The following is a 12403-nucleotide window of genomic DNA, read 5'->3' on the forward strand; positions in this document are numbered from 1 at the left end:
CTGCTGAACCTATCGCGCTGGCGGCCGCCGTGAAGCCTGCATCCACGCCCTAAAATCATATGACTCTTGTAGAAGCCTACTTACCGGCCCCGCGATTCCGCAGGCAAAAGCCGGATTACGCTCTCCGAGTAGAGCGGAATTTTGACGCTAACCGCGTAGATTTAAGGAATCAACCCCGGCAGGAGAGATTAACCCCCGTGCATCTGAAGACCCTGACCATGCGAGGATTCAAGTCCTTTGCATCGGCCACCACCTTTGAGTTCGAACCCGGTGTGACGGCGGTGGTTGGCCCCAACGGGTCCGGGAAGTCCAACGTGGTGGATGCCCTGGCGTGGGTGATGGGCGAACAGGGTGCCAAGACGCTGCGCGGCGGAAAGATGGAAGACGTGATCTTCGCGGGCACGTCCGGCGCTTCCGGCCGTGCGCCGCTGGGACGGGCCCAGGTGTCGCTGACCATCGACAACGCCGACGGCGCCCTGCCGATCGAATACTCCGAAGTCACCATTTCGCGCACGCTCTTCCGCACCGGCGGATCCGAGTACGCCATTAACGGCAGCCCCTGCCGCCTGCTCGACATCCAGGAACTGCTCTCGGACTCCGGCCTGGGCCGTGAGATGCATGTCATAGTCGGGCAGGGTCAGCTGGACAAGGTGCTGCACGCTTCAGCGGAGGAACGCCGGGGCTTTATCGAGGAGGCCGCCGGAATCCTCAAGCACCGGCGGCGCAAGGAAAAAACCCTGCGCAAGCTGGACGCCATGGCCGCGAACCTCGCCCGCGTCACCGACCTCACTGCCGAACTGCGGCGCCAGCTGGGACCGCTGGGCAAACAGGCCGCCGTCGCCCGCCGGGCCAAGACGGTACAGCAGGATGTCCGGGATGCCCGTTCACGGCTGCTGGCCGATGACCTGGCCACCCTGAGGGCTGCCTACGAAAAGGAAACAGCCGATGAGTCGGCCCTGAAGGCACGCCGCACGGTAGTGGAGGCTGCGGTGGAAGAGGGCCGGAAGCGGCAGTCCGAACTCGAGGCACTGGCTGCGCAGGCCGCACCGCAGCTGAACGCCGCACGGGACACCTGGTACGAACTGTCCTCGCTGCAGGAGCGGTTCCGTTCCCTTGGCGCGCTTGCGGCCGAGCGTGCCCGGCTGCTGGGGGCAGCGGAACCCGCGGCCGGCAGCGGCCGGGACCCGGAACAGCTGCAGGCCTCCGCGGACCGGGTACGCGCGGAAGCTGCGGCCCTGGACGCCGAAATCGAAGACCGGCGGGCACGGCTGGAGGACGCCGTGGAGATCCGCGAGGCAGCCGAAGAGGAAGCGGCTGCGGAGGAAAAGCGGTACGCCGGGCTGCTCCGGGCCGCGGCGGACCGGCGCGAGGGCCTGGCCCGGCTGACCGGCTCGGTGGAAGCCGCCCGTTCGAGGGTGGCCTCGGCGCAGTCCGAAGCGGGCCGGCTGCGGGCCTCGATCACCGCTGCCGAGGAACGCCGTACCCGTGCCCGGGAAGAGTTCGAGCAGCTGGAAGGGTCCGCCGCCGGCGCCGAGGCAGGCGAAGCGGACCTGGATGCCGCGTATGAGGAAGCACAGGAAGCCCTCGAAGCCGCCGAGCAGGAACTCCGGCAGCTGCGGCAGGCCGAGCGGGAAGCAGTCCGCGAAACCGAGAACCTCGCTGCCCGCCGCGAGGCCCTCGCCGTCGGCCTGGACCGGCGCGACGGCAGCGCCTCCCTGCGCGGGGCCGGGGTGGACGGCGTGCTGGAACCGCTGGCGGAATTGGTCAGCGTCAAGCCGGGCTGTGAACGGACAGTGGCGGCAGCATTGGGATCCGCAGCGGACGCCCTGGCCGCCGCGGACCTCGACGCCGCGGGCCGGGCCCTGCAGCACCTGAAGGACACGGGCGAAGGACAGGTGGAACTGCTGCTGGGCGGGGCACCGGCCCGGGCAGCGGAACTGCCCGCGGATCTCCCGGCCGGCGCGGTGCCCGTGCTGTCCCTGGTGAGCGCCGATGCCAAGGTGCAGGAAGCGCTGAACGCACTGCTGGGCAATGCCGTGGCAGTCCCCGACCTGGCCGCCGCCGTGAGCCTGGTGGCCGCCGCGCCCGGCGCCGTCGCGGTGACGCCCGACGGGGATGTGCTGAGCGCCTTCAGCGCCCGGGGCGGATCCGCGTCTGCCCCGGGGCTGCTGGAAATCTCCGCCGCGGTGGAGGAAACGGATGCCCGCCTGGCAGCGGCACGCGCCCGGGCGGAGGAAGCCGGCACCGGCATCGGTGAGGCGGCCGCGCGGGTCGAGGCCTGCCGGCAGCGGGCGGACGCCGCGCTCGCGGCCCTGCATGAGTCCGACGCACGGCTGGCCGCGGTAGCTGAACGGTTGGGCACTCTGGGTTCCGCCCTGCGCGCCGCCTCGGGGGAGGCCGAGAGGCTTTCGTCCCTGGTGGCGGCAGCAGAAGCCAACGTCGTGGCGGAAGAAGCGAAACTGGCGGCCGTGTCCGAGCGCCTCGCCGCAGCAGGCCAGGAACACCGGCCCGAAGAAGACCCGTCTGCGGACCGGCGGGACGCTTTGGCGCTCGCCGCTGCGTCGGCACGGCAGGCGGAAATGGATGCCCGCCTGGGCCTGCGCTCAGCCGAAGAACAGCTCAAGGCCGTAGCCGGCCGTGCGGAGTCACTGGAACGCGCTGCCGGAGCCGAACGCCGGGCCCGGGCTGCAGCCGCGGAACGGGCCCGACGCCGTGCCGGACAGCATGCCCGCGCGGTTGCCGTGGGCGCGGCGGCAGAAGCAGTGCTGGCACACCTGCAGGTTTCCCTGGCACTGGCTGCCGAGGAACGCAGCCGTGCGGAGGAAGCCCGGACCGCACAGGAAGCCGAGCTGTCCGCCGTCCGCAGCGCCAACAACGACGCCGCTGCGGAACTGGCACGGCTCACGGACTCCGTCCACCGCGACGAGCTGGTCCGTGCACAGCAGCGGCTGCGCATCGAGACCCTCGAAGCCCGCGCCCTCGAGGAGCTGGGCATGACCGCGGAGCACCTGGTGGCGAACTTCGGGCCGGACCAGCCCGTCCCGGTGCCCGCCGAGCCGGTCAGCGGCGACAAGTGGGCGGCACTGCGCACGCCCGTGGACGAGGACGGCAATCCGCTCCTGGACGGCATCCCGTATGTCCGGGCGGAGCAGGAGAAACGGCTGAAGCGCGCCGAGCGGGACCTGGCGGCGCTCGGAAAGGTCAACCCCCTGGCGCTGGAGGAATTTGCCGCCCTGGAGGAACGCCACCAGTTCCTGTCCACGCAGCTGGAAGACCTTAAGGCCACCCGGAAGGACCTGCTGGACATCATTGCCGACGTTGACCGCCGCGTGGAAGAGGTTTTCACCGCCGCGTACCGGGACACGGCCGAGCAGTTCAAGCATGTCTTCGGCACGCTGTTCCCCGGCGGAGAGGGGCGGCTGGTGCTGACTGATCCGGACAACATGCTGACCACCGGAATCGAGGTCCATGCCCGGCCGGCCGGCAAGAAGATCAAGCGGCTTTCCCTGCTCTCCGGCGGGGAACGCTCACTGACGGCCGTGGCGTTGCTGGTGGCCATCTTCAAGGCCCGGCCCTCGCCGTTCTACGTGATGGACGAGGTGGAGGCCGCGCTGGATGACACGAACCTCGGCCGGCTGCTCACCATCTTCGAAGAACTGCGGGAGTCCAGCCAGCTGATCGTCATCACCCACCAGAAGCGCACCATGGAAGTGGCGGACGCGCTCTACGGCGTGACCATGCGCGGCGACGGGGTCTCGACCGTTATCAGCCAGCGGATCGAGCGCGGGACGGCGCCCGAAGCCGTCCGGAGCTAGGACGCGTAACGGCTCACGAAGTTGCGCAGCACCCGCGGCGGCACGTGCACGGCAGATCCGCGGACGGCGTCCATCACCGTCTCCGCCTCGTCCGGCTCAAAATAGCCGGCATGCCGGTACACGGAGATCCGCGTCAGCAGTCCGGCGACGTCCAGCTCGGGGTGGAACTGCGTGGCGTACAGGTTGAACTTCACCCGGAACATCTGCACCGGGCAGGTCGCCGAGCCGGCAAGGTTCACCGCCTGCGCCGGGAGCTCGGCGACGGCCTCCTTATGCCCCACGTACGCGGCGAAGGTGTCCGGTACGCCTTCCAACAGCGGGTCGCGGCGGCCTTCGGGCGTCAGCCGGACCTCGACCGGGCCCACCGGCTCGCCGTATCGGCGGTCCACGGTTGCACCCTGGTGCCGTCCCAGCGTGCCCACTCCGTAGCAGGCACCGAAGAACGGAAAGTCGCGGGCCACGACGTCGTCCAGCAGCTTGGCCATCTCCGACTCAACCCGCAGCTGGACCGGGGACTTGGACTCCTCGGGATCGCTCGAGTTGAACGGGCCGCCGCCCACAATTACGCCGCTGTAGGAATTCAGGTCCACCGGCGGCATCGGGCCGGCTTCCAGGCGGACCCGGTGCAGCTGGCCCTCGTCAAGCCCGCCGAAGCGCAGGAAAGAGGCGTACTCCTCGTCGGCGGCGTCATCTTCGGCGCGGGTGGCCAGGAGCAGGAAAGGCTTCATTCCTCGATGGTAGTGGGGGCCGGGGCCGCTTTCCGGGCAGGCAGGGTCTCCCGCGCCGTCAGCCAGGCGATGAAGCCCATGGCGGCAATGGCGCCGGTGACGCCGAACGCCCAGGAGTAGCCCAGCGAATCGGCGAGCATGCCGGCGAGGATGGGACCGGCAATGGCACCGGTGTCGCTGGCCATCTGGAAGGTGGCCAGGACCTTTCCGCCGCTGCGCCCGTTGCCGATGATGTCGCCCACGGCGGCCTGCTGGGCGGGATTGAGCAGGCCGGTGCCCATGCCGGCGATGACGGAGATGATCAGGAACTCCGGCACGCTGGAGCTGAAGCCCATCAACGCGGTGGCCGCGGCGTTCACGGCCAGTCCAATAAGGGCCAGTGGCTTGCGGCCCCAGCTGTCGGCCAGCCGGCCGGAGAACGTCAGGACGACGGCGGTGCCCACGGCGAAGGCGGTCAGGGAAATGCCTGCCACCTCCGGTCCGGCGGACAGCGCCGCGGCAGCGAACAGCGGAACCAGGGCGTTCCGCACGCCGAACGAGGACCAGCCGTTGGCGAAGGAGGACACCAGCGCCGCACGGTACGTCGGATCGCGCAGCGCCTCCGTGACGGTCAGTACCGGCAACGCGGCGGGCTTGGTGTCACCGGGGCCGGCCACCGGACGGGCGTCCTTCAGCCGGAGGAAGACGACGCCGGCGGCCAGCACCAGCGCGGCTGCGTAGACGAGGAACGGAACACGCAGTCCGAATCCGGCCAGCAGGCCGCCGAGCAGCGGGCCGCCGATATTGCCCAGCAGGAAGGAGGAGGCATAGGCGCTGGAAACCCTGCCGCGGATCTCCGCAGGTGCGAGCCGGATGATCAGCGCCATGGCCGAGATGGTGAACATGGTGGACCCGATGCCGCCCAGGCCGCGGAAGACCAGGAGCTGCCAGTAACTCTGCGCAAAGGCGCATGCGGCAGTGGACACGGCCACGATCAGCAGGCCGGCAATGTAGACCGGGCGCTCGCCGAGCTTTTCCAGCAGCATGCCGCCGGCCGGGGCGAACACCAGCCGGGTGAACGCAAACGCGCTGACGATGACGGCGGAAGCCGTGACGCCGACGTCGAAACTCTGCGCGAACTGCGGCAGCACCGGCGCCACCAGGCCAAAGCCAAGGGCTATGACGAAGGCGGCCGCGATGAGGACCTGGATTTCCTGCGGGATTCGGATTCTGGAAGAGCGCACCATGATAAGGCGATTCTCTCAGATCCCAGGGGATCGGATGAGCGGCATGTGAGAAGCTTGGGAGCGTGAATGAGACCCTTTCGATAGTGATCTATGTCCTTGTTGCGATCGCCGTTGTCGGCTTCTCCGCGACACTGCTGGTACGGACCCGGCGTACACCCAAGAGCATGTACCCCACCCGCCGGGACGCCAACGATCCGGTCACCGGAACCGGCGGCGGCACCGACACCCTGGAGGCGCCGCCGGGGGAGACCGACGTCGTCGTCCCGGATGACCTGCGTGACCTTGAGGAAGCCCCTGCCCCGCAGGCGCCGACCATCGAAACGCCTGAACCGGTGCAGGGCCGCCTGGCCCGGCTGCGGGCACGGCTGGCGAAATCCAACAACGCGCTGGGCAAGGCGCTGCTGGCGCTGCTCTCCCGCGACACGATCGACGAAGACGTCTGGGACGAGATTGAGGAAACCCTCCTCCTTGCCGACCTGGGCACCGAACCCACCATGGAACTCGTGGACGCGCTGCGTCAGCGGGTCAAGGTCTCCGGCAGCCAGGATCCGCAGGAAGTCCATGCGATGCTGCGCGAGGAACTGATCAAGCTGGTCGATCCGTCCATGGACCGCTCCCTGGCAGTGACCCGCCACGCCGAGACCCCCGCCGTCGTAATGGTCGTCGGCGTCAACGGCGTCGGCAAGACCACCACCGTGGGCAAGCTGGCCCGCGTACTCGTGGCCGAAGACAAGGACGTGCTGCTGGGTGCTGCCGACACCTTCCGTGCCGCCGCCGCCGAACAGCTGGCCACCTGGGGACAGCGCGTAGGCGTACCCACCGTGCGCTCCGAGATCGACGGCGCAGACCCCGCCTCCGTAGCGTTCGAGGCGGTCAAGGCCGGCATCGAGGGTGAAGTCGACGTGGTCCTGATTGACACCGCCGGACGGCTGCAGAACAAGGTCGGCCTGATGGACGAGCTCGGCAAGGTCAAGCGCGTCATCGAAAAGCAGGCCGCCGTGGACGAGGTCCTGCTGGTCCTTGATGCCACCACCGGCCAGAACGGGCTGACCCAGGCGAAGGTTTTCGCCGAGGTAGTCAACATCTCCGGCATCGTCCTGACCAAGCTGGACGGTACCGCCAAGGGCGGCATCGTCGTCGCGATCCAGCGGACCCTGGGCGTGCCCGTGAAGCTCGTGGGACTGGGCGAGGGTGCCGACGACCTGGCCCCGTTCGAAGCGGAGAGCTTCGTGGACGCACTGCTGGGCTAGGCAGGCCACTCGAACGCACAGCCCCGTTTCCCGCAAGGGAGGCGGGGCTTTTGCGTGTCCGGAAACGTTTCCGAAACGTCGTTGTCACGATCCTTTTACCTCAGGGCCGGGTTTGTAACGTCCCGGCAACACCTCCGGGCCCGGACGGAAATCTGGCCCCGGCAGAGTTCGTTGTGCGGGAGATGCCCGCCATATGTGAAGGGACGTGAAGATGGATCTGTCAGCAGGTCACGTCTGGGTAATGGTTTCGGCGGCACTTGTGCTGCTTATGACGCCGGGCGTGGCATTTTTCTACGGCGGCATGACCCGCGCCAAGGCCGCGTTGAACATGATGATGATGAGCTTCGTCTCGATCGGACTCATCGGCGTGGTCTGGATCCTCTGGGGCTTCTCCATGACCGGCGGGAACGGTATCGCCGGACTGTTCGGCAACCCCTTCACCTCCTTCGGGCTGAAAGACATCCTCGGCAGCGAGGACCTCATCACCGCCGGCTACGGGGCTACGTTCGCCATCATCACCGTTGCCCTGATCAGCGGCGCGGTGGCCGACCGGACCAAGTTCGGCGCCTGGGCGGTATTCGTGCCGGTCTGGGTGACCCTGGTCTACTGCCCGCTGGCGTTCATGGTCTGGGGCGGCGGACTCCTCGGCGCCGAGGGTGCCGTGGGCTCCGTGGTCGGTGAAGCCATCGACTTCGCCGGCGGCACCGTGGTCCATATCAACGCAGGCGTGGCGGGACTGGTCCTGGCCCTGATCCTCGGCAAGCGGAAGGGCTTCGGGAAGGACCCCAACCAGCGTCCGCACAACATCCCCTTCGTGATGCTCGGCGCCACATTGCTCTGGTTCGGGTGGTTCGGCTTCAACGGCGGCGCCGCGGGCACTGCCGAAGAAGCGGGGCTGATCTGGATCAACACCCTCGCCGCACCGGCCGCAGCGATGCTCGGCTGGCTCCTGACCGAACGGCTGCGCGACGGCCGCGCGACGTCGCTCGGAGCCGCCTCCGGCGTCGTGGCAGGACTCGTGGCCATCACCCCGGCCTGCGCCAACGTCAGCCCGCTCGCCGCGGTGGGGCTCGGCCTGGTCTCCGGTGTCCTGTCCGCCCTCGCCGTCGGGCTCAAATTCCGGTTCGGTTATGACGACTCGCTCGACGTCGTCGGCGTGCACCTCGTCGCCGGCCTTGCGGGCACCCTGGCCCTGGGCTTCATCGCCCTGCCGGTCGACGGCGCGGGCGGGGGCTTGTTCTACGGCGGCGGTTTGGGTCAGCTCGGCGCCCAGGCAGCAGCCGCGGCAGTGGCCATTGTCTTCTCGGGAGTCCTCACGCTGCTCATCGGCCTGGCGATCCACAAGACCATGGGCTTCCGGATCTCGGAGGAGGACGAAGTCAACGGCGTCGACCTGAGCGAACACGCCGAAACCGCCTACGAATTCGGCGGACTCGGCACCGGCGGATCCTTCAGCCCCTTCCAGGACACGGCACGCGCCACCACAACCAAGGAGACGGTCAACTCATGAAACTCGTAACCGCTATTGTCCGGCCGGAAAAGCTTGACGCCGTCCGGGGAAGCCTGGAGAGCTACGGGGTGCAGGGCCTGACCGTAAGCTCCGCCAACGGGTACGGCCGCCAGCGCGGACACACCGAGGTCTACCGCGGCGCCGAATACACCGTGGACCTGCTGCCCAAGGTCCGGGTGGAGATCCTGGTGGCCAATGACTGGGTCAACGACATTGTGGATGTCCTGGTTTCCACGGCCAACACGGGCCAGGCCGGTGACGGCAAGGTCTGGGTGGTGAACGTGGAGGAAGCCCTACGGGTCCGGACGGGGGAGCGGGGGGACTCGGCCCTCTAGCGCTCCGGCAGCGAAAGGAACCTACCGCCCGGCTGGTGCTCCAGCCGGGCGGTCCTGCGATCCGGCGAAGCGATCCGCCGGGGCAGGAGGGGCGAATAGCGGGACCGGCTTGGTACCCTTAACAGCTGGGCCTGCCAAACATGGCGAAGAACTGACGAAAGAAGTGCGCGGCACGTGTTCAATTCACTGTCTGACCGGTTGACTTCAACCTTCAAGAATCTCCGCGGCAAGGGCCGGCTCACCGAGGCCGACGTCGATGCCACCGTTCGCGAGATCCGCCGCGCCCTGCTGGACGCCGACGTCGCCGTTCCGGTGGTGCGTGCCTTCACCGCTACCGTCAAGGAACGCGCCCTCGGCCTGGAGGTCTCGCAGGCGCTGAACCCGGGCCAGCAGGTCGTCAAGATCGTCAACGAGGAGCTCAAGGGCATCCTCGGCGGCGAGACCCGGCGGCTGCGCCTGGCGAAGAACCCGCCCACGGTCATCATGCTCGCTGGCCTGCAGGGTGCCGGTAAGACCACCCTCGCCGGCAAGCTCTCCAAGCACCTGAAGTCCCAGGGCCACAGCCCGCTGCTGGTCGCAGCGGACCTGCAGCGCCCCAACGCAGTCCGCCAGCTGCAGGTCAACGGTGAGCGCGCCGGCGTCCCCGTCTACGCGCCGCACCCCGGCGTTTCCTCCGAGTTCGAGGCAGCCACCGGCGACCCGGTCGCCGTCGCCCGCCAGGGCATCGAGGAAGCACGCACCAAGCTCTACGACGTCGTCATTGTCGACACCGCCGGCCGCCTGGGCGTGGATGCCGAACTGATGCAGCAGGCCGCGGACATCCGCGCTGCGATCAACCCGGACGAAGTCCTGTTCGTTATTGACGCCATGATCGGCCAGGACGCCGTGAACACGGCGCAGGCCTTCAACGAGGGCGTCAACTTCACCGGCGTGGTCCTCACCAAGCTCGACGGCGACGCCCGCGGCGGTGCCGCACTGTCCGTGGCGTCGGTGACCGGCAAGCCGATCATGTTCGCCTCCACCGGCGAGGGCCTGACCGACTTCGAGGTCTTCCACCCGGACCGCATGGCCAGCCGCATCCTGGACCTCGGCGACGTCCTGACCCTGATCGAGCAGGCCGAGCAGAGCTGGGACAAGGACGAAGCCAACCGGATGGCGAAGAAGTTCGCCGACCAGGAAGACTTCACCCTCGACGACTTCCTCGCCCAGATGCAGCAGATCCGCAAGATGGGCTCCATGAAGAAGATGCTCATGATGATGCCCGGCGCCGCCGGCATGCGTGAGCAGCTGGAGAACTTCGACGAACGCGAAATCGACCGGGTGGAAGCGATTGTCCGCTCCATGACCCCGCACGAGCGGGTGGCACCCAAGATCATCAACGGCTCCCGGCGTGCCCGCATCGCCCGCGGTTCCGGCGTCCACGTCTCCGAGGTCAACGGCCTGCTCGAGCGTTTCGTGCAGGCGCAGAAGATGATGAAGAAAATGGCTGCCGGCGGCGGCATTCCGGGCATGCCCGGCATGGCAGGACCCGGCGGGTTCGGCGGCGCGCGCAAGAAGCAGCAGGCAGCCAAGGGCAAGAAGAAGGCCAAGTCGGGCAACCCGGCCAAGGCTGCCCAGGAACGGGCAGAGGCGGAGGCCCGGCGTGCGGGCGCCCGGCAGGCCCTGCCCACCGGCAGCGCTTTCGGCGGCCAGGAAGCGGACTTCGACCCGTCCTCGCTGAACCTGCCCAAGGGCTTCGACAAGTTCCTCGGTAAGTAGGGTCTGTACCGCACCCCCACACAACGCCGGACTACTCGTCCGGCGTTGTGTGTTTAATGGCGGATGCGTGCCTTCACGGCGCAGCGCCGAAGTTCGGCACCAGAGGAAGGGACCAGCATGGCGGCACAGGGACTGAGCGGCTTTTACGGGTCGGTCTTCCGGCGCAGCATCACCGTACGGGTCTTGATCCGCACCAGCGACGCCCGGGTGCTGATGCTGCGCAACGGCAACGCCTGGGAGCTGCCGGGAGGAGTGGTGAAGGGCGGGGAGGATCCACGCTCCGCCGCCCGCCGCATTGCCCGTGCAACCCTGGATCCCGAGTTCGACGTCGGCCGCGTGCTGGTGCTGGACTGCGTGCAGGGCACCCAGGGACAGGCGGACTCCATCGATTTCCTGTTCGACGGCGGCACGTTGTCCACCTCCGTGACGTCCTTTACCGGAGCCGGCGGGGAATGGGAGGCCGGCTTCATTCCCCTGGCGGATTGCGGTGCGGGGGACGAGGGGCATGGCGGGGAGTGGGGAGCCGCGTTGGAAGCCCTGGAACTGGGCACCATGGTGGAGCTTGTGAACGGTGAGCCTGTCACCGCGGGGCCGGTCGCCGCGCCGTCGCTGCGCAGGATGATGCCGCCGCTGGAGGGCTTCTCCGGAATTCTTGGACATTAGGAGTGGGTTTGGCTCGGGACCGAGTGGTGTTTGTGCATGGCGCCGGCAGTTTCGGCGCGGCCGCGTGGCCCCGGCAGCACGGGCTTGCCCTGGACTATGACTGCCTGTTCCTTCGGCGCCATGGCTATGACGCCGTCGCCGAGCCGCTGCCTCCGGACGTGGAAGCGGACATCGCCCTGATCCGGGAGGAGCTGGCCGACGGCGGGCACCTGGTGGCGCACTCGGCCGGCGCGGTTCCGGCCATGCTGGCGGCACTCCGCGATCCGGCTCGGGTCTCGTCCCTGGTCCTGTGCGAGCCTGCGGTCTTCTCCCTGACCCGCGACCTGCCGGCCACAGCAGCCCACCGAAACCTGCTGCAGCCCCTCTTTGACGACGCTCCGCTGGACATTGTTCCGGGTGTCCCCACCCTCGTCCTTACCGGCGGATGGGAGCCGCTGTACGAAGAGGTGGCGGATTTCCTGGTCTCGACGGGAGCCGAGCACCGGCAGGTCGGCGGGAACCACCGCCCGCAGGACACGGATGCCGGACGGCAGGCGATCCGGGAGTTCCTGGCCTCCGTCAGCCGGATCGGGGCCAACTGATGGGCGGACCGTCCATCCGGAGTGCCGGCCCCGGCGATCTTCCCGTGCTGCCCTCGTTGGAGGAAGCATCGGACACGCTGCTGGACGGGATGCTGCCCGCAGGCTCCGTGGAGCTTCCGGCTGCGGCCACTGGGCGGGAGCTCGCGGCTGCCCGCCGCATCCTGGTTGCGGGCGAGCCACCCGTCGGCTTCGCCCGCTTGGAGGAGGTTGACGGACAGGCCCACCTTGAGCAGCTCTCCGTGCACCCCGACGCCGCCGGTGCCGGGCTCGGGCGGGCACTGGTCGAGGCCGCTCTCGGCTGGGCGCGGGAGCAGGGGTACACCTCAATGACGCTGTGCACCTTTGCGGACGTGCCGTTCAACGCCCCGTTCTACGCCAGCTGCGGCTTCGAAGTTGTCTCTGAACCCGACGGCGAACTGGCGGCGCTGCGGCAACACGAAATCAGTCTTGGACTGGATTCCATTGGACGACGAGTGGCCATGCGTGCCCCGCTGCGGCGGTAACCGGGCCGTGCCGCTGCGTGTGTCATGATGCCCT

10 protein-coding genes are annotated in these 12403 nt (G+C 68.5%); 8 read left to right on the forward strand and 2 right to left on the reverse strand.

What is annotated here, in order from left to right:
- Window positions 1–197 precede the first annotated feature (197 nt).
- Window positions 198–3815 carry a chromosome segregation protein SMC gene (gene smc / locus LJ760_RS12790; RefSeq protein ID WP_227923631.1) on the forward strand — a complete coding sequence of 1206 codons (3618 nt, stop codon included), beginning with the start codon at window positions 198–200 and terminating at the stop codon, window positions 3813–3815.
- Here the strand turns inward: smc and LJ760_RS12795 are convergent.
- The gene (locus LJ760_RS12795) at window positions 3812–4543 is read right to left on the reverse strand and encodes a glutamine amidotransferase (RefSeq protein ID WP_227923632.1); all 732 of its coding nucleotides are present in this window, start codon (window positions 4541–4543) and stop codon (window positions 3812–3814) included. The two genes, smc and LJ760_RS12795, sit on opposite strands and share 4 nt — an antisense overlap.
- Window positions 4540–5769 (reverse strand): MFS transporter, encoded by a 1230-nt coding sequence (locus LJ760_RS12800; protein WP_227923633.1) that lies wholly within the window; start codon window positions 5767–5769, stop codon window positions 4540–4542. The genes LJ760_RS12795 and LJ760_RS12800 overlap by 4 nt, the downstream gene beginning before the upstream one ends.
- Window positions 5770–5831: 62 nt before the next feature.
- Between LJ760_RS12800 and ftsY the strand changes: the two genes are divergently transcribed.
- The 7 genes from ftsY (at window position 5832) to LJ760_RS12835 (ending at window position 12369) form a co-directional block, all read left to right on the forward strand.
- The gene (gene ftsY / locus LJ760_RS12805; protein WP_227923642.1) at window positions 5832–7019 is read left to right on the forward strand and encodes a signal recognition particle-docking protein FtsY; all 1188 of its coding nucleotides are present in this window, start codon (window positions 5832–5834) and stop codon (window positions 7017–7019) included.
- 211 nt (window positions 7020–7230) lie between these two features.
- Window positions 7231–8529 carry an ammonium transporter gene (locus LJ760_RS12810; RefSeq protein ID WP_227923645.1) on the forward strand — a complete coding sequence of 433 codons (1299 nt, stop codon included), beginning with the start codon at window positions 7231–7233 and terminating at the stop codon, window positions 8527–8529.
- The gene (locus LJ760_RS12815; protein ID WP_227923647.1) at window positions 8526–8864 is read left to right on the forward strand and encodes a P-II family nitrogen regulator; all 339 of its coding nucleotides are present in this window, start codon (window positions 8526–8528) and stop codon (window positions 8862–8864) included. The genes LJ760_RS12810 and LJ760_RS12815 overlap by 4 nt, the downstream gene beginning before the upstream one ends.
- 174 nt (window positions 8865–9038) lie before the next feature.
- Complete coding sequence (ffh, locus tag LJ760_RS12820; RefSeq protein ID WP_227923649.1) at window positions 9039–10622, forward strand: signal recognition particle protein; 1584 nt, start codon at window positions 9039–9041, stop codon at window positions 10620–10622.
- Window positions 10623–10739: 117 nt separating this feature from the next.
- Window positions 10740–11285, forward strand: a complete 546-nt coding sequence (locus tag LJ760_RS12825; RefSeq protein ID WP_227923652.1) for an NUDIX domain-containing protein — start codon at window positions 10740–10742, stop codon at window positions 11283–11285.
- Window positions 11286–11293: 8 nt separating this feature from the next.
- Complete coding sequence (locus LJ760_RS12830; protein WP_227923654.1) at window positions 11294–11866, forward strand: alpha/beta fold hydrolase; 573 nt, start codon at window positions 11294–11296, stop codon at window positions 11864–11866.
- The gene (locus LJ760_RS12835) at window positions 11866–12369 is read left to right on the forward strand and encodes a GNAT family N-acetyltransferase (RefSeq protein WP_227923657.1); all 504 of its coding nucleotides are present in this window, start codon (window positions 11866–11868) and stop codon (window positions 12367–12369) included. The genes LJ760_RS12830 and LJ760_RS12835 overlap by 1 nt, the downstream gene beginning before the upstream one ends.
- Window positions 12370–12403 lie beyond the last annotated feature (34 nt).

This window comes from Arthrobacter sp. zg-Y895, assembly GCF_020731025.1.
In the GTDB taxonomy this organism is placed as follows: Bacteria; Actinomycetota; Actinomycetes; order Actinomycetales; family Micrococcaceae; genus Arthrobacter_B.